Annotated in this window: 17 protein-coding genes and 1 other RNA gene; 9 read left to right on the plus strand and 9 right to left on the minus strand. The window is 65.0% G+C overall.

Translation table 11 applies throughout. From position 1 onward, the window contains the following. The first annotated feature begins 39 nt into the window (after positions 1-39). From ubiD to CAF70_RS01395, 3 genes are all read left to right on the plus strand, one after another. The gene (gene ubiD, locus CAF70_RS01385; protein ID WP_085621573.1) at positions 40-1,506 is read left to right on the plus strand and encodes a 4-hydroxy-3-polyprenylbenzoate decarboxylase; all 1,467 of its coding nucleotides are present in this window, start codon (positions 40-42) and stop codon (positions 1,504-1,506) included. Then, positions 1,506-2,474: a CDP-6-deoxy-delta-3,4-glucoseen reductase gene (locus CAF70_RS01390; protein ID WP_085621574.1), complete on the plus strand. Its 969-nt coding sequence runs from the start codon at positions 1,506-1,508 to the stop codon at positions 2,472-2,474. Before ubiD ends, CAF70_RS01390 begins: the two co-directional genes overlap by 1 nt. Before the next feature lie 246 nt (positions 2,475-2,720). After that, positions 2,721-3,371: a gamma-glutamylcyclotransferase gene (locus CAF70_RS01395; protein ID WP_085621575.1), complete on the plus strand. Its 651-nt coding sequence runs from the start codon at positions 2,721-2,723 to the stop codon at positions 3,369-3,371. A gap of 120 nt (positions 3,372-3,491) precedes the next feature. On the opposite strand, the gene CAF70_RS01400 is transcribed toward CAF70_RS01395, so the two are convergent. Beyond that, positions 3,492-4,469 carry an NADPH:quinone oxidoreductase family protein gene (locus CAF70_RS01400; protein WP_085621576.1) on the minus strand — a complete coding sequence of 326 codons (978 nt, stop codon included), beginning with the start codon at positions 4,467-4,469 and terminating at the stop codon, positions 3,492-3,494. A gap of 169 nt (positions 4,470-4,638) precedes the next feature. Between CAF70_RS01400 and CAF70_RS01405 the strand changes: the two genes are divergently transcribed. Continuing rightward, positions 4,639-5,043: a flagellar basal body-associated protein FliL gene (locus CAF70_RS01405; protein WP_025341058.1), complete on the plus strand. Its 405-nt coding sequence runs from the start codon at positions 4,639-4,641 to the stop codon at positions 5,041-5,043. A 198-nt stretch (positions 5,044-5,241) separates the two neighbouring features. On the opposite strand, the gene CAF70_RS01415 is transcribed toward CAF70_RS01405, so the two are convergent. The 4 genes from CAF70_RS01415 to CAF70_RS01430 all read right to left on the minus strand — a co-directional run bounded on the left by CAF70_RS01415 (position 5,242) and on the right by CAF70_RS01430 (position 10,709). Continuing rightward, positions 5,242-6,354 carry an ABC transporter permease gene (locus CAF70_RS01415; protein ID WP_085621577.1) on the minus strand — a complete coding sequence of 371 codons (1,113 nt, stop codon included), beginning with the start codon at positions 6,352-6,354 and terminating at the stop codon, positions 5,242-5,244. A gap of 1 nt (position 6,355) precedes the next feature. Continuing rightward, complete coding sequence (gene rbbA / locus CAF70_RS01420; RefSeq protein ID WP_085621578.1) at positions 6,356-9,076, minus strand: ribosome-associated ATPase/putative transporter RbbA; 2,721 nt, start codon at positions 9,074-9,076, stop codon at positions 6,356-6,358. Beyond that, positions 9,073-10,032: an HlyD family secretion protein gene (locus CAF70_RS01425; protein ID WP_085621579.1), complete on the minus strand. Its 960-nt coding sequence runs from the start codon at positions 10,030-10,032 to the stop codon at positions 9,073-9,075. The genes rbbA and CAF70_RS01425 overlap by 4 nt, the downstream gene beginning before the upstream one ends. 227 nt (positions 10,033-10,259) lie before the next feature. Beyond that, the gene (locus CAF70_RS01430) at positions 10,260-10,709 is read right to left on the minus strand and encodes an EVE domain-containing protein (protein ID WP_085621580.1); all 450 of its coding nucleotides are present in this window, start codon (positions 10,707-10,709) and stop codon (positions 10,260-10,262) included. Between the two features lie 179 nt (positions 10,710-10,888). Between CAF70_RS01430 and CAF70_RS27615 the strand changes: the two genes are divergently transcribed. Further along, on the plus strand, positions 10,889-11,041 hold the full coding sequence (locus CAF70_RS27615; protein ID WP_170033651.1) for a hypothetical protein: 153 nt from the start codon (positions 10,889-10,891) through the stop codon (positions 11,039-11,041). A gap of 19 nt (positions 11,042-11,060) precedes the next feature. Here the strand turns inward: CAF70_RS27615 and CAF70_RS01435 are convergent, their stop codons facing one another. From CAF70_RS01435 to CAF70_RS01450, 4 genes are all read right to left on the minus strand, one after another. Then, positions 11,061-11,669, minus strand: a complete 609-nt coding sequence (locus CAF70_RS01435) for a 5-formyltetrahydrofolate cyclo-ligase (protein ID WP_085621581.1) — start codon at positions 11,667-11,669, stop codon at positions 11,061-11,063. Between the two features lie 84 nt (positions 11,670-11,753). Beyond that, positions 11,754-11,933, minus strand: a non-coding RNA gene (gene ssrS, locus CAF70_RS01440) — 6S RNA. 17 nt (positions 11,934-11,950) lie between these two features. Then, a complete protein-coding gene (locus CAF70_RS01445; protein WP_003259368.1) occupies positions 11,951-12,271 on the minus strand; it encodes a cell division protein ZapA in 321 nt (106 codons plus the stop codon). Beyond that, a complete protein-coding gene (locus CAF70_RS01450) occupies positions 12,268-12,450 on the minus strand; it encodes a TIGR02449 family protein (protein WP_029886233.1) in 183 nt (60 codons plus the stop codon). The genes CAF70_RS01445 and CAF70_RS01450 overlap by 4 nt, the downstream gene beginning before the upstream one ends. Positions 12,451-12,631: 181 nt before the next feature. On the opposite strand from CAF70_RS01450, the gene CAF70_RS01455 reads away from it, so the two are divergent. From CAF70_RS01455 to CAF70_RS01470, 4 genes are read left to right on the plus strand one after another with little or no spacing between them, the layout of a single operon-like run. After that, on the plus strand, positions 12,632-13,186 hold the full coding sequence (locus tag CAF70_RS01455) for a YecA family protein (RefSeq protein ID WP_085621582.1): 555 nt from the start codon (positions 12,632-12,634) through the stop codon (positions 13,184-13,186). Positions 13,187-13,207: 21 nt separating this feature from the next. Next, complete coding sequence (gene pepP / locus CAF70_RS01460) at positions 13,208-14,542, plus strand: Xaa-Pro aminopeptidase (RefSeq protein ID WP_025341052.1); 1,335 nt, start codon at positions 13,208-13,210, stop codon at positions 14,540-14,542. Then, complete coding sequence (gene ubiH / locus CAF70_RS01465) at positions 14,539-15,738, plus strand: 2-octaprenyl-6-methoxyphenyl hydroxylase (protein ID WP_085621583.1); 1,200 nt, start codon at positions 14,539-14,541, stop codon at positions 15,736-15,738. The genes pepP and ubiH overlap by 4 nt, the downstream gene beginning before the upstream one ends. Then, positions 15,735-16,217, plus strand: coding sequence for a DUF4442 domain-containing protein (locus CAF70_RS01470; RefSeq protein ID WP_085621584.1), 483 nt, complete (start codon positions 15,735-15,737; stop codon positions 16,215-16,217). Before ubiH ends, CAF70_RS01470 begins: the two co-directional genes overlap by 4 nt. Positions 16,218-16,221 lie beyond the last annotated feature (4 nt).

Consider the following 16,221-nt stretch of genomic DNA (forward strand, 5'->3'; position numbering starts at 1 on the left):
CTGCACCCCCGACCGATACGGCCAACACGAGGCTTCTGCATGCAGTATCGCGACTTGCGCGACTTCATCCGTGGCCTGGAACAGCGCGGCGAGCTCAAGCGCATCCAGGTTCCGATCTCCCCCGTCCTGGAAATGACCGAGGTCTGCGACCGCACCCTGCGTGCCAAGGGCCCGGCATTGCTGTTCGAAAACCCCACCGGCTTCGACATCCCGGTGCTGGGCAACCTGTTCGGCACCCCGGAGCGCGTGGCCATGGGCATGGGCGCCGAGTCGGTCGATGAACTGCGGGAAATCGGCAAGCTGCTGGCCTTCCTCAAGGAGCCCGAGCCGCCGAAGGGCTTGAAGGATGCCTGGTCCAAGCTGCCGATCTTCAAGAAAGTCGTGTCTATGGCGCCGAAAGTGGTCAAGGACGCGGTGTGCCAGGAAGTGGTGGTCGAGGGTGACGATGTCGACCTCGGCGCCCTGCCGATCCAGCACTGCTGGCCGGGCGACGTGGCGCCGCTGATCACCTGGGGGCTCACCGTTACCCGCGGCCCGAACAAGGACCGCCAGAACCTGGGTATCTACCGCCAGCAGGTGATCGGCCGCAACAAGGTCATCATGCGCTGGCTCAGCCACCGTGGTGGCGCCCTGGACTACCGCGAGTGGTGCGAGAAGAACCCTGGCCAGCCGTTCCCGGTCGCCGTGGCCCTGGGCGCTGACCCTGCCACCATCCTCGGCGCCGTGACCCCGGTGCCGGATACCCTCTCCGAGTACGCCTTCGCCGGCCTGCTGCGCGGCAACCGCACCGAACTGGTCAAGTGCCGGGGCAGCAACCTGCAGGTACCGGCCACCGCCGAAATCATTCTGGAAGGTGTGATCCACCCGGGCGAAATGGCCCCCGAAGGCCCATACGGCGACCATACCGGTTACTACAACGAAGTGGACAGCTTCCCGGTGTTCACCGTCGAGCGCATCACCCACCGGCAAAAACCGATCTACCACAGCACCTACACCGGCCGACCGCCAGACGAGCCCGCGATCCTCGGCGTGGCGCTGAACGAAGTGTTCGTACCGATCCTGCAGAAGCAGTTCCCGGAAATCGTCGATTTCTACCTGCCGCCAGAAGGTTGCTCGTACCGCATGGCGGTGGTGACCATGAAAAAGCAGTACCCGGGCCACGCCAAGCGCGTGATGCTGGGTGTGTGGTCGTTCCTGCGACAGTTCATGTACACCAAGTTCGTTATTGTCACCGATGACGATATCAATGCCCGTGACTGGAACGATGTGATCTGGGCCATCACCACGCGCATGGATCCCAAGCGTGATACGGTGATGATCGACAACACCCCGATCGACTACCTGGACTTCGCGTCGCCGGTATCCGGGCTGGGGTCGAAGATGGGCCTGGACGCCACGAACAAGTGGCCGGGCGAGACTACACGGGAATGGGGACGGGTCATCGTCAAGGACGAAGCCGTCACCCGCCGTATCGATGAGCTGTGGGATCAGTTGGGAATAGATTGATGCAGGTAACGTTGCAGCCGTCCGGGGCGGTGCTGGCGCTCGAACCCGGGGAACGGATCCTGGATGGAGCGCGGCGGCTGGGCTATGACTGCCCGAACAGCTGCCGCAATGGCAATTGCCATGTCTGCGCCGCGTTGTTGGTCGAAGGCCGGGTACGCCAGGACGGCGAAGTCCGCGACCATGGCGAGCTATTCACCTGCATTGCCGAACCGCTGGAGGACTGCGTGTTGCTCTGGGATGGTGTGCTCGCCCTGGGCGAGCTGCCGGTGCGCAAACTGGCGTGCAGTGTCAGTGAGTGCGTCGAGGTCGGTGGCGACGTCTGGCGCGTGCGCTTGCGCGCACCGGCCGGCAAGCCGCCGCGTTACCACGCCGGGCAGTACCTGATGATCGAGCGCGAGGGCGGCAAGCAGGCGGCATTCTCGCTGGCATCCGCGCCCCATGCCGGGCGCGAGCTGGAGCTGCATGTGCTGGCGCGCGAGCCCAGTGCGCTGCAGCTTGTCCAGCAGCTCAAGCGCGACGGCCTGGCCCGCATCGAAATGCCGTTCGGTGACACCCACCTGGCCGAGTTGCCCGACGGGCCGCTGGTGCTGATCGCTGCCGGCACGGGTATGGGCCAGATGCACAGCCTGGTCGAGCATTGCCGGGCCCAGGGCTTCAAGCATCCGGTACACCTGTACTGGGGCGTGCGCCGGCCCGAGGACTTCTACCAGATTGAGCACTGGGACGAATGGCAGCGCCTGCCCAACCTGTTCCTGCACCAGGTGGTCAGCGACCTGTGCGGTTGGGAAGGCCGTTGCGGCATGCTGCATGAGGCGGTCTGCGAGGACATTGCCGACCTCAACAGCGTGCATGTATATGCCAGCGGTTCGCCCAACATGATCTATGCCACTCTCGACGCCTTGGTCGAAGCCGGCATGGATGCACATCGCATGCGCGCCGATGTGTTTGCCTACGCGCCACGCGGCTAATAACCGAAGTTGGAAAGCAGGGATATAAGGCGGTAATTGTTACCGCCTTGGCCAATAACTTTCACAGTTGCCGAAACAGTACTTCCCAGTCGTCGGGAGCACGGATGAAACTCTGGCCCGAGGGCTTGAGTATTCCTGTGCTTCTGTCCTATGGTTACTGCAAGCGCCCTTGGTACAGAGGCTTGGGGCCACATCGTAATCGAATTTCGCTACATCCGTAGTTCACAGGGATAATGGCGGCAGCTTATGTCGGCACTTGAAAGCATGTCCTGGGAAGTTTCATATCCACCGACACTCGACTTCGGTCAGCAACATACTCGCGAACAGTTGTTCAATTCCATGAAGACAACCATGTCTCGCCATCGGGGTGGGCCGGTTTGGTTGTTCGCGTATGGTTCGTTGATCTGGCGGCCGGAGTGCAACTCGGTGGAACGCCAACGGGCGCGTGTACATGGTTACCACCGTGGCTTGTACCTGTGGTCGCACGAACACCGCGGCACCCCGGAAACCCCCGGCCTGGTATTTGGCCTGGACCGTGGTGGCTCCTGCAGTGGTTTTGCCTACCGGCTGGATGAAAGCACCCTGGACGATTCGCTGATGGCCCTGTGGCAGCGCGAGATGCCATACCCGGCGTACCGGCCGCACTGGCTCAGTTGCCGGCTGGGTGATGGCAGCAAGGTGCAGGCCTTGGGCTTTGTGCTTGAGCGGCATTTGCCGTGCTACGCCGGGAACTTGCCGGACACCCTGCTCAGCCAGATCCTGGCCAGTGCCAAGGGGCGTTATGGCACCACGCGTGATTATGTCGAACAGACCTTGAATGCCCTGCGCAGCCACCAGATGCCCGATCGTAATCTGGAGGCGCGGTTCAGGCGTTGCCATAACCTGCGCGAAGTTTGATTTGCCTGCACCGGCCTCTTCGCGGGCACGCCCGCTCCCACAGCCTCGAGCGGCATGGTATTCCTGTGGGAGCGGGCGTGCCCGCGAAGAGGCCGGAACAGCCGATAAACCCCTGAAGCCTTACCTGGCCAGCACCACCAACTTGCCCACAGCCTGTCGCTGCCCCAGCCTCTCAATGGCTGCCCCCGCCTCAGCCAGTGGATAAGTCTGTGACACCAGCGGCTTCAACTTGCCTTCGGCATGCCAGGCAAACAGCTGCCGGAAGTTGGCCGCATTGTCCTCCGGCTGGCGCTGGGCAAATGCCCCCCAGAACACCCCGAGCACCGCCGCGCCCTTGAGCAACACCAGGTTGGCCGCCAGCTGCGGGATGGTTCCGCTGGCAAAGCCCACCACCAGCAACCGGCCATTCCAGGCCAGCCCGCGCACTGCCTGCTCGAACAGCTCGCCGCCCACCGGGTCGTAGATCACATCCACCCCCTGGCCGCCGGTCAGGCGCTTGATCTCGTCACGCAGGCTGGCCTGGCTGTAGTCGATCAGTTCATCCGCCCCGGCTGCCTTGGCCACGGCCAGTTTTTCCGCACTGCTGGCGGCCGCGATCACCCGCGCGCCCATGGCCTTGCCGATCTCCACCGCCGCCAGGCCCACTCCGCCGGACGCGCCCAGCACCAGCAGGGTTTCGCCCGCCTGCAACTGGCCGCGCTGGCGCAGGGCGTGCATGGAGGTGCCGTAGGTCATGCCGAACGCCGCTGCGGTGGTGAAGTCCATGCTCGCGGGGATCGGCAGCACATTGTAGAACGGCACCGCCACCTGCTCGGCGAACGCACCCCAGCCGGTCAGCGCCATGACCCGGTCGCCGACCTTGAACGTGCCGGCCTTTTCACCGACTGCGGCCACCACGCCGGCCGCCTCGCCGCCGGGGGAGAATGGCAACGGTGGCTGGAACTGGTACTTGCCTTCGATGATCAGGGTGTCGGGGAAGTTGACCCCGGCGGCCTGCACATCCAGCAGGATTTCGTTTTTCTTTGGCACCGGGCTGGCCACCTCTTCCAGCACCAGGTCGCGCGCCGGGCCCAGGGTTTTGCACAACACAGCTTTCATCGGGGCTATTCCTTTGCGGGTAGTGGCCGATAAGTGTAGGAGGGGCGCCGGTCCGGTCAACGAGCATGGCCCGCCCTGATGTGCAGGCATAAGTGGCGGCACAAGCCTGTGCTTGGGTTTGAGCGGCATGCTGGGTAAGCTGGCGCCAACTGTATTGAGGAGCGAATTCGTGAAAGCGTGGATCTTGATGGTGCTGGCGCTACTGCTGCCGGCTGCGGCCATGGCCGAGGAAGCCAAGGAAGGGGCGCCTAAAGTCGCCTACATCAGCTTGAGCCCGCCCTTTGTCGGCAACTACGCCCTCGACGGCAGCCCGCGGCTGCGCGTGTACAAGGCCGACGTGGCCCTGCGCGTAACCGGCGACGAAGCCGCGAAGGCGGTGAAGCACCACGAGCCGCTGATCCGCAACCAGCTGGTGGCGCTGTTCACCCAGCAGTCGGTGGACAGCATGAGCAATGTCGAGGCCAAGGAACATCTTCGCCAGGAAGCGCTGAAACAGGTGCAGCAGGTGATGGAAGCCGAAGAGGGCAAGCCGATCGTTGAAGACTTGCTGTTCAACAACCTGATTGTGCAGTGACCCACTGGTTCGAGTTGACGCACTTCGGGTTGAAACTACTTTCAATGGCCTGGCAGGGACCTGTGGGAGCGGGCGAGCCCGCGAAGCAGGCGCCGCGGTGAATGGCACCGGCTTCGCCGGTGTTCGCGGGCGTGCCCGCTCCCACAGGGATCGCGCAGACTCTTAAATTTGAACCGGGCAGGTGGTCTTGAGTTTTGCTCAGGACGCCAGGCTTCGGCGAAACCGTGCCAGCGCCACGCCGAAGAACACCAGGCCGATCACGGCCAGCACCAGGATGTCCGGCCACACCACCGTCCACCCGGCATCACGGAACAGGATTGCGGCACCAAGGCTGACAAAGTGCGTCGACGGCGACCCCTGCATCACCCACTGCAGCCACTGCGGCATGCTGTCCAGCGGCGTGCTGCCGCCGGACAGCAACAGCATCGGGATGATCACCGGTATCGCCAGCAGGCCGAACTGCGGCGTCGAGCGCGCCAAGGTGGCGAGGAAGATGCCCAGTGCGGTACTGGCAAACAGGTACAGCGCGGTGACAGCCAGGAACAGCCCCATCGAGCCGGCCAACGGCACGCCCAGCGCGCCCTTGACCACCACCACCAGCGAAATCCAGGTGCAGATCACCACCACCAGCGCATTGCTGGCGATTTTCGCCAGCATGATTTCCAGGGCGGTCAGCGGTAGCACCAGCAGGTGGTCGAGGGTGCCATGTTCGCGCTCGCGCAGCAGCGCGGTGCCGGTGAGGATGATCGCCAGGATGGTGATGTTGTTGACGATCTGGATCACCGCCAGGAACCAGCCACCCTCCAGATTGGGGTTGAACAGGGCCTTGGCATTGATCGCGATCGGGCTCTGGGCGTCCGCCCGCTGGCCGTAGTCGAGCAGCTCGCGTTCGAAGATGCGGCCGATATAGCCGGCGCCCATGAACGCCTGGCTCATGGCGGTGGCATCGACGTTGATCTGCAGCTCCGGCGAGCGCCCTGCCAGCAGGTCGCTCTGGAAGTTCACCGGCACATTGATGACGAAGGTGTACTGGCCGCTGTCCATGGCCTGGTCCAGGCGCTCCGGGGCCAGCGGCACGGCGGGCTGGAACTCGGGCGGTTGCAAGGCTTCGCTGAGCTTGCGGGACAGCAGGCTGTGGTCTTCGTCGACCACTGCGACGCTGGCATTGTGCACGCCGATCACCGAACCGGCTGCCGGCATGTAGATGGCCACGCTGAAGGCGTACAGCAGGAACAGCAGCAACACGCTGTCATGGCGCAGGCTGGTCAGTTCCTTGAGGCCCAGGCGCAGGGTGTGGCTGAAGTGCGACATGTCAGGCCTCCTGCTTCTTCAGCATGGCCAGGCTGAGGCCGGTGAATACGGTGAAGAAGCCCAGCAGGATCAGGCACTGCGGCCACAGTTCGCGCAGGCCCAGTGCCTTGGTGAAGGTGCCGACCGCGATGTCGAGGAAATAGCCCGCCGGGAACAGCTGGCCCATCACCGCTGCCGCGCCGTCCAGCGACGAGCGTGGCACGATCAGCCCGGAAAACTGGATGGTCGGCAGGCTGGTGATGATCATGGTGCCGAGGATGGCGGCGATCTGCGTGCGGGTGAAGGCCGAAATCAGCAGGCCCAGGCTGGTGGTCGCCAGCAGGTAGGCAACGCCGCCGCAGGCCAGGGCCAGCACGCTGCCCTTGAGCGGTACGGCGAACAGCCAGCGGTTCATCGCCACCAGCAGCGCCAGGTTGACCAGGCTCACGGCCAGGTAGGGCATCTGCTTGCCGAGCAGGAACTCCAGGCGGGTGAGGGGGGTGGCGTAGAAGTTGGTGATGGAGCCGAGCTCTTTCTCGCGGACGATACCCAGCGCGGTGAGCATCGCCGGGATGAACGCCAGGATCAGCGCCATCACCCCCGGGCCGATGGCGTTCACGCTGACCACATCCTGGTTGTAGCGAAAACGGGTTTCCAGGCGCACCAGGTCCTGACGCGGCTGCGGCTGTGGGCTGGCCTTGGCCAGATGCTCAAGGTTGGCCTGGTGCACGGCTTCCACGTAATTGCGGCTGGTTTCCGCGCGGAATGGCATGCCGCCGTCGAGCCAGGCGGCCACTACCGGTTGGCGCCCGGCGTACAGGTCGCGGCCAAACCCGGGCGGAATTTCCAGCGCCAGTTTGATTTCCGAGCGCTGCAGGCGCTGGTGCATTTCGCGGGTATCGCGGATGGGCGCCTGTTCGGCGAAATAGCGTGAACTACGGAAAGCTTCGAGGTAGGCCCGGCTTTGCGGGCTCTGGTCCTGGTCGTGCACGGCGAAGGCGAGGTTTTCCACATCCAGGGAAATGCCATAGCCGAAGATCACCATCATGAACATCGCCCCCAGCAGGGCGAAGGCCAGGCGCACCTTGTCGCGCAGCAGCTCCTTGCCCTCACGGCTGGCCACCGCCAGCAGGCGACGCAGGCTGAAGCCCTGGCGCAGCGCCGGCACCGGCGTGGCGGCCTGCTCCAGCACGGCGTTGTCGGTGGCGGGTGGCGCCAGTTCCTGGGCTTGTTCCAGGCAGCGAACGAACGCGTCTTCCAGGGTGTTGCCCTGGAACTGGCGTTGCAGGGCATCCGGTGTGTCGCAGGCCAGTACCCGGCCGGCATGCATCAACGAGATGCGGTCGCAGCGCTGGGCTTCGTTCATGAAGTGGGTGGAAAGGAAAATGGTCACGCCCTGCTCGCGTGACAGCTCTACCAGCAGGCGCCAGAAGTCGTCGCGGGCAGCCGGGTCGACACCGGAGGTGGGTTCGTCGAGGATCAGCACTTCCGGACGGTGCAGCACCGCTACCGCCAGCGACAGGCGTTGGCGCAGGCCGAGGGGCAGGGCGCCGGACGGCTGGTCGGCGATGGCGCTCAGGTCGAAGCGCTCGATAAGCTCGTCGATACGCTTGGCGCTCTCTGCCTTGGGCAGGTCGAACAGGCGGGCATGCAGGGCCAGGTTCTGCCGTGTGTTGAGCTCGCCATACAGCGAAAAACTCTGCGACATGAAACCGACCCGCTTGCGCGTGGCCAGGTCGCTGGCATCCACCGGGCGGCCGAGCAGGCTGGCACTGCCCTCGCTGGCCGGCATCAGGCCGGTGAGCACTTTCATGGTGGTGGTCTTGCCGCAGCCGTTGGAGCCGAGGAAGCCGAAGATCTCCCCGCGGTCAATCGCGAAACTGACCTTGTTCACGGCAGTGAAATCGCCAAAGCGCAGGGTCAGGTCGTGCGCCTCGATGGCGACCGGGCCGTCCGTGGCAGGGCGCGGCGGAATGGTCAGCGGTTGATGCTGGGCCTTGCCCGCGCCCTGATAGTGGATGAAGGCGTCGTCCAGCTTGCCGCCGGGGGTGACTGCGGCCAGTTCATGGCTGGGGCCTGCGGCAAGCAGGCGGCCGCCGTCGAGCATCAGGCAATGCTCGAACTGTTCGGCTTCCTCCATGTAGGCGGTGGCCACCAGCAGGGTCAGTTGCGGGCGTTGCGCGCGCACCTGTTCGACCAGCTCCCAGAAGCGCCGCCGTGACAGCGGGTCGACACCCGTCGTCGGTTCGTCGAGGATCAACAGGTCCGGTTCGTGGATCAGCGCGCAGCACAGGCCCAGCTTCTGCTTCATGCCGCCCGACAGCTTGCCCGCCGGGCGCTCGGCGAAGCGCTGCAGGTCGGTGGCCTGCAGCAGGTTTGCCATGCGCTGTTCGCATTCGCGGCGGCCGAGGCCGAACAGGGTGGCGAAAAAACGGATGTTTTCGCGGATCGACAGTTCCGGATACAGGTTGTTACCCAGCCCCTGCGGCATGAACGCCACTTTCGGGTACAGCGCCGCACGATGGCGCCGCTGGCGGATCGAGCCGCCCAGCACCTGCAGTTCGCCCTGTTGCAGGCGCTTGACGCCGGCGATCAGCCCCAGCAGGGTCGATTTGCCAGCCCCGTCAGGGCCGATCAGCGCGCAGCGGGTGCCCGCAGGCAGGCTGAAGCCAAGGGGATGCAGGGCCACCAGGTCGCCATAGCGATGGCTGATGCCCTCGGCCAGCAAGGCCGGGGCGTTCATTGCAGGTTGGCCGGCCAGTCCACTTCAGCCGTGCGTACATAGCCGGCGCCTGGCATGCCTGGCTTGGCTTGTGGCACGGCGCCCGGGTCGCTCAGGCGCAGCTTGACGCGGAACACCAGCTTCTGCCGCTCGTCGCGGGTTTCCACCTGCTTGGGGGTGAACTGGGCCTTGGCCGCGACAAAGGTCACTTTCGCCGGCAGCGCCTGCTCGGGCAGGGCGTCGAGCACGATACGCGCCTGGTCGCCGACGGTCAGCCGGCCGCTGGTGGAGGCCGGCAGGTAGAGGTTCATGTACTGGTCGCTGGGGTCGATCAGCATCAGTACGCGGCCGCCGGCACCCAGCACTTCACCGGGTTCGGCCAGGCGCAGCTGGATGATGCCGTCGATCGGTGCGCGCAGGCTGCTGTCGTCGATTTCGCTGGTGAGCTGCGCCACCTGGGCCTCGGCGGCGCCAATGGCGGCCTTGATCGCCGCCAGTTGCGCGCGGGCGGCGACCACGGCGGCGTTGGCCGTGTCGAAGCGCGCCTGCTGCTGGTCGAGCAATTGCTGGCTGGCGTACTTGCGCTGGAATATCTCGCGCACACGCTTGAGCTCCTGGCTGGCCAGCAGCAGTTCGCTCTGGCGCAGCTGCACGCTGGCCTGGGCGGCGGCGTAGTTTTCCCGGGCGCGCAGCACTTCGGCTTCGGCCTGGCTGCGTTGGGCTTCCAGGGTGCGGGTGTCGATGCGCGCCAACAGCTGGCCGCGAGTGACCTTGTCACCTTCGTCGACCAGCACTTCGGCCAGGCGCCCGGGGATCTTGCTGGCGATCTGCACTTCGGTGGCTTCGAGGCGGCCGTTGCCCATGCTCAGGCCTTCGGGCAACTGGTCGTGGAGCGACTTCCAGTATCCCAGCCCACCGGCTGCTGCGAGCAGGGCGATCAGCGCGGTGGCGAAGATTCTGGGGGCGTATCGGTTCATCGTTCTGCATCCTTGCGGTCATGCACACTGCATCATGGCCTGTGGCCACGCGCGGCGTGTTGATATCAGTCAAATCCATGACTGGGTCTGCTTCGCAGCCCATCGCCGGCAAGCCAGCTCCCACAGGGGCAGCGCATGGCTTGAGGTCTATGCGGTCGGGGTGGGAGCTGGCTTGCCGGCGATGGGCCGCAGAGCGGCCCCTTTGGTTTATGACCTTAGCCGCAGTTTCAACGCAAAGCGACAATCACCGCCCATTGCTCTGGCGTCACCGGCATCACCGACAGGCGGCTGCCCTTTTGCACCAGCGGCAGTTCGGCCAGGCCGGCCTGCTGTTTCAGCCAGCCCAGCTCCAGCACCCGTGGCAGGGTTTGTACATGGGCCACATCCACCGCGCTCCACGGGTTCTTGTCAGGCGTGGCCTTGGCATCGTAGTAGTGGCTTTGCGGGTCCAGCGCGGTCGGGTCCGGGTAGGCTGCGCGGGTGATCCTGGCGATGCCGGCAATGCCCGGCTGGGGGCAGCTGGAGTGGTAGAAGAAGAACTCGTCACCAACGCTCATGGCCCGCAGGAAATTGCGCGCCTGGTAGTTGCGCACGCCGTCCCAGCGCGCTTCGCCAAGGCGGCCAAGGGCTTCGATGGAGAGCTCGTCGGGCTCGGATTTCATCAGCCAGTAGGCCATGGGTGCTGCTCCTGAAAAGGTTTGAAATAACCTGTTGCACGAAACCGACAGCCGGTTGACGTCAAGGTTTGCTTGCAGACGCAGGTTGTCGGAAAATGCGCCCCGTTTAAAGCGCGATGCTCCGGCGATTCCCAGAAAATTCGCCGAGCCTGAACAGTTTGCCGGGGGGGCAATCTTCGATGAATCAACGTAACAAGCCGGATCTGCTGTGGGTCCTGGTGTTCATTTTCGGCCTGGGTGTGGTCACTACCGGTTATGCGCAAGGGTTCTGGGAGCGCAAGCTGGACAACGCCTATCAGATGCCGGTCGACGCCAGCCAGCCGCAACGTTGATGCCCCTCGCTGGCGCCGCTCAACGCGGGGCCAGGTACCAGCCACGGTCCGAGACCGTCCCCTGCAACGGTACATCCCAGCTGGCCTGCGCCAGCCGTTCGACCTTCTGGCATTCATGCGCCAGGCCCAGCAACAACGGCTTTTTCCAGGTTTGCCGACGTGCCTGGTAGGCCAGGCTGCGATCATAGAAACCACCCCCCATCCCCAGGCGCCCGCCCACTTCGTCGAAACCGACCAACGGTAGCAGGATCAGGTCCAGCGACCAGATCGGGCGCTGGCGCTTGCGCTCGGTGACCGGCTCTGGAATGCGAAAGCGGTTAGGCTTGAGCTTCTCGCCCTGCTCGAAGCGCTGGAACACCATGCGCGTCCGCGGCCAGGCGTGCAGCACCGGCAGGTAGGTGTGCTTGCCGCGGCGCTGGGCTTCGCGCAGTAGCAGGTAAGGGTCGATTTCACCGTCGTTGGGCAGGTACAGGGCAATGTGCCGGGCGCGGCGGAACAGCGGGTGCTGTGCCAGCTGGCGGTACAGGCCAAGAGCGGCCTGGCGTTGCTGGGCCGGGGTGAGAGCGCGGCGGGCATTGCGGAGCAGGCGACGAAGCTGGGGGCGGGTGAGCGGTGCAGTGTCGGTCATGGCACGGACATCCCGGAGGTGCAGGCCACCATGGAAGGTCGGCCATAACGAATTGCCCGCCGGAACGGGCGGGCAAGAGAATTCAGGCTCCCCGACAAGACCGCTATCGGTGTAGCCCTTGAACCCGAAAGTTCAAGGTGGAGATTGCAGGGGGCGTTAAGGCTTTCCGTCGGGCGGACATGCACACCGGCCCCAGCGTGCAACCCCCGTGGTTGTGCGTATCGGCTCAGGGACATAACCGACTGGCGCATCCCCCAGGGAGTGGCGCCAGTATACCAATCTCAGCCGATTTTGGTATCCGCGTCGTCGGACAGTGCCTGATCGACCCGTTCCAGCAGGTCGCGCACCTGTTCGCGGGTGGTGCCGCCTGCCGGGGCATCGTTGCGGTCTTCCTGGCGGTGCAGCATTTCGTGGGTGATGTTCAACGCGGCCATGACCGCGATGCGGTCGGCGCCGATCACCTTGCCGCTGCTGCGGATCTCGCGCATCTTGCCGTCCAGGTAGCGCGCGGCGCTGACCAGGTTGTTGCGCTCTTCCGGCGGGCAGATGATCGAATATTCCTTGTCGAGGATCTGCACGGTGACGCTATTGCTTGAACTCATGAGTCTTGCTCCAGAGCCTTGAGGCGTAAGATCATCGACTCGACCTTGCGCTTGGCGATCTCGTTCTTTTCGATGAGGTGGGCGCGCTCTTCGCGCCAGGATTTTTCCTGAGCTACTAGGAGTGCATTTTGCCGTTTTAGTTGCTCGACACGTTCGATCAGCAGCTCGAATCGGCTCATCAGTGCCTGCAGGTCGTTCTCTTGCGTGGGTTGCACTCGATTCGCTCCGTCGTTCAGTCACCTGGCGATGATGCCTCTCCCTGGGCGGCGACGGCCAGTGCCGATGGTCTTGGCGCGCCTGCCGGTGCTAGGATACAAGGTCTCCATTCTAGTCATTGCGCCGTCTGGCGCCTAGTTGCCCATGCCCAATACCCAATCGCCCTACATCGCCTTCGCCATGCTGCTGTCCAGCAATGGCCATCCTGTCACCCCGGCCGAACTGCACGGCCTGCTGATCGGGCGCAGCTGCGCCGGTGCCGGCTTCGACGCCGACGGCTGGCTGGCCGATGCCGCCCAGCTGCTGGAAACCGAGCCCGGTGACAGCGTGCGCAACGCCCTGGTCGGCCTGCAGGAAATGGTCAAGGGCGAGCTCTCCAGCGACGACATGGCGATCGTCCTGTTGCTGCCTTCCGACGATGCCGCCCTGAGCGACCGCGCCACCGCGCTGGGCCAGTGGTGCCAAGGCTTCATTACCGGTTTCGGCCTGAATGCCGGTGGCAAGGACCTGTCCGACGAAGCCAAGGAAGTGCTGCAGGACCTGGTGGCCATTTCCCAGGTTCAGGAGGCCCTTGAAGAGTCCGAGGATGGCGAGAGCGACTACATGGAAGTCATGGAATACCTGCGCGTGGCACCCCTGCTGCTGTTCTCCGAGCTGGCCAGGCCGGCTGCCCCCGCACCCAAGCCATCGCTGCACTGATCAACCGGGGGTAGTCTGCCCATGAGCCACATTCCCAAGGCCGAGTATGCCCGTCGGCGCAAGGCGCTGATGGCGCAGATGGTCCCCAACAGCATCGCCATCCTGCCCGCTGCCGCGGTTGCCATCCGCAACCGCGACGTCGAGCACGTGTACCGCCAGGACAGCGACTTCCAGTACCTCAGCGGCTTCCCCGAGCCGGAGGCGGTGATTGCACTGATCCCGGGGCGCGAGCATGGCGAATACGTGCTGTTCTGCCGTGAACGCAACCCCGAGCGCGAGCTGTGGGATGGCCTGCGCGCCGGGCAGGAAGGTGCGGTACGCGATTTCGGCGCCGACGATGCCTTCCCCATCACCGACATCGACGAGATCCTGCCGGGCCTGATCGAAGGCCGTGAGCGGGTGTACAGCGCCATGGGCAGCAACCCCGAGTTCGACCGCCGGCTGATGGACTGGATCAACGTGATCCGCTCCAAGGCCCGCCTGGGTGCCCAGCCGCCGAACGAGTTCGTTGCGCTGGATCATCTGCTGCACGACATGCGCCTGTATAAATCGGCGGCGGAAGTGAAGGTGATGCGCGCTGCCGCCGATATCTCGGCGCGGGCCCACGTGCGGGCCATGCAGGCCTGCCGGGCCGGGTTGCACGAATACAGCCTGGAAGCCGAGCTGGACTACGAGTTCCGCAAGGGCGGGGCGAAGATGCCGGCCTACGGTTCTATCGTCGCGGCGGGGCGCAATGGCTGCATCCTGCACTATCAGCAGAACGACGCCCCGCTTAAGGATGGCGACCTGGTGCTGATCGATGCCGGCTGCGAAATCGACTGCTACGCCAGCGACATCACCCGTACCTTCCCGGTCAGCGGGCGCTTTTCGCCCGAGCAGAAGGCCATCTACGAGCTGGTGCTCAAGGCCCAGGCCGCGGCGTTTGCCGAAATCGCCCCCGGCAAGCACTGGAACCACGCCCACGAGGCGACCGTGCGGGTCATCACCGAGGGCCTGGTGGAACTGGGCCTGCTGACTGGCGAGGTGCAGGCGCTGATCGACAGTGAGGCCTATCGAGCCTTCTACATGCACCGCGCCGGGCACTGGCTGGGCATGGATGTGCACGATGTCGGCGAGTACAAGGTGGGCGGCGAATGGCGGGTGCTTGAACCGGGCATGGCGCTGACCGTTGAGCCAGGCATCTACATAGGCGCCGACAATCAGGCCGTGGCGAAGAAATGGCGCGGCATTGGAGTAAGGATCGAGGATGACGTGGTTGTGACCAGGCAAGGCTGTGAAATCCTGACTTCGGGCGTGCCGCGTACGGTCGCCGAGATCGAGGCGCTGATGCAGGCCGCGCGCAAGGATGCGGCATGAATCGGGTCAACCTGGCGATCATCGGTGGCGGCCTGGTGGGCGCAAGCCTGGCGCTGGCCCTGCAGGCCGGGGCCAAGGCGCGCGGCTGGAAAATTCTGCTGATCGAGCCGTTCGCCCCGGGTGACAGCTTTCAGCCCAGCTACGATGCGCGTTCGTCGGCGCTGTCGTTCGGTACCCGGCAGATCTACCAGCAGCTGGGCCTGTGGCAGGCCATCAGCCATCGCGCCGAGCCGATCCGGCAGATTCACGTGTCCGACCGCGGCCGCTTCGGCGCCACCCGCCTTGATGCCCTGGAAGAGGGCGTGCCGGCGCTTGGCTACGTAGTGGAAAACGCCTGGTTGGGGCAGTGCCTGTGGCAAGGGCTGGACAGCGAGGTGGTGAGTTGGCGCTGCCCGGCGGAAGTGACCGCGATGCAGGCCATCGAAGGCGGCTACCGCTTGCGACTGAACGACGACACCCAGCTGGAATGCGACCTGGCGGTACTGGCTGACGGTGGCCGCTCCGGTCTGCGCGAACAGCTGGGCATCCATGTACGCCACACGCCTTACCAACAGAGCGCGCTGATCGCCAATATCACCCCGGGCCAGGCCCACGGTGGTCAGGCCTTCGAGCGCTTCACCGAAGAAGGCCCCATGGCCCTGTTGCCGCTGCCGGATAACCGCTGTGCGCTGGTCTGGACCCGCCAGGGCATGGACGCGCGGCGCCTTGCCGACATCGATGAGCGCAGTTTTTTGCGCGAGCTGCAGGGCGTGTTCGGCTATCGACTGGGCGCCTTGCGCCAGGTTGGCGCGCGGCACCTCTATCCATTGTCGCTGATCGAGGCCCAGGAGCAGGTGCGACCGCATCTGGTGGTGCTGGGCAACGCCGCGCACAGCCTGCACCCGATTGCTGGCCAGGGTTTCAACCTGTCGCTGCGTGACGTGCAGGCGCTAGCCGAGGCGCTGCTGGCCGGCCCGCAGCAGCCTGGCGACCTGACCACCCTGCAGGCCTACCACCAGCGCCAGCGCCTGGACCAGGCCATGACCATCGGCTTTTCCGACCAGGTCACGCGCCTGTTCGGCAGCAACCAGCCGTTGCTGGCCGCCGGGCGTAACCTCGGCCTGCTCGGGCTCGACCTGCTGCCGCCGGCCAAAAGCTGGTTCGCCCGCCAGGCCATGGGCCTGGGCACTCGCCCCGATCCGCGGGGCCAGGCATGAGCAACCCTCGTAAGCTGGCGCGCCGGGCGCGCATGCTGCGCTGGCTGCTGAACCTCTACCCCCCTTACCTGGGCGCCGGGATCCGTGTGCAGCACATCAGCCCGGACCTGCGCAGCGTCAAGGTGGCGATGAAGCTGACCCGCTGGAACCGCAACTATGTCGGTACTCAGTTCGGCGGCAGCCTGTATTCGATGGTCGACCCGTTTTACATGCTGTTGCTGATCGAACAGCTGGGGGGTGACTACATCGTCTGGGACAAGGCCGCCAGCATCGATTTCATTGCCCCGGGCAAAGGTCCGGTGTATGCCGAACTCCACGTCGATGACGCGCTGCTGGAGGAAATCCGCCAGCAGACCGCCACCGGCAAGAAGTGCCTGCCACGTTTGCAGGTCGATATCCGCGACGGCGCCGGCGAGCTGGTGGCGCGGGTCGATAAAACCCTATACGTGCGGCTCAAGCCGCAAGCGAGGCTGGCGTAAGGCA

Origin of the sequence: Pseudomonas sp. B19(2017) (assembly GCF_002113165.1) — a bacterium.
In the GTDB taxonomy this organism is placed as follows: domain Bacteria; phylum Pseudomonadota; class Gammaproteobacteria; order Pseudomonadales; family Pseudomonadaceae; genus Aquipseudomonas.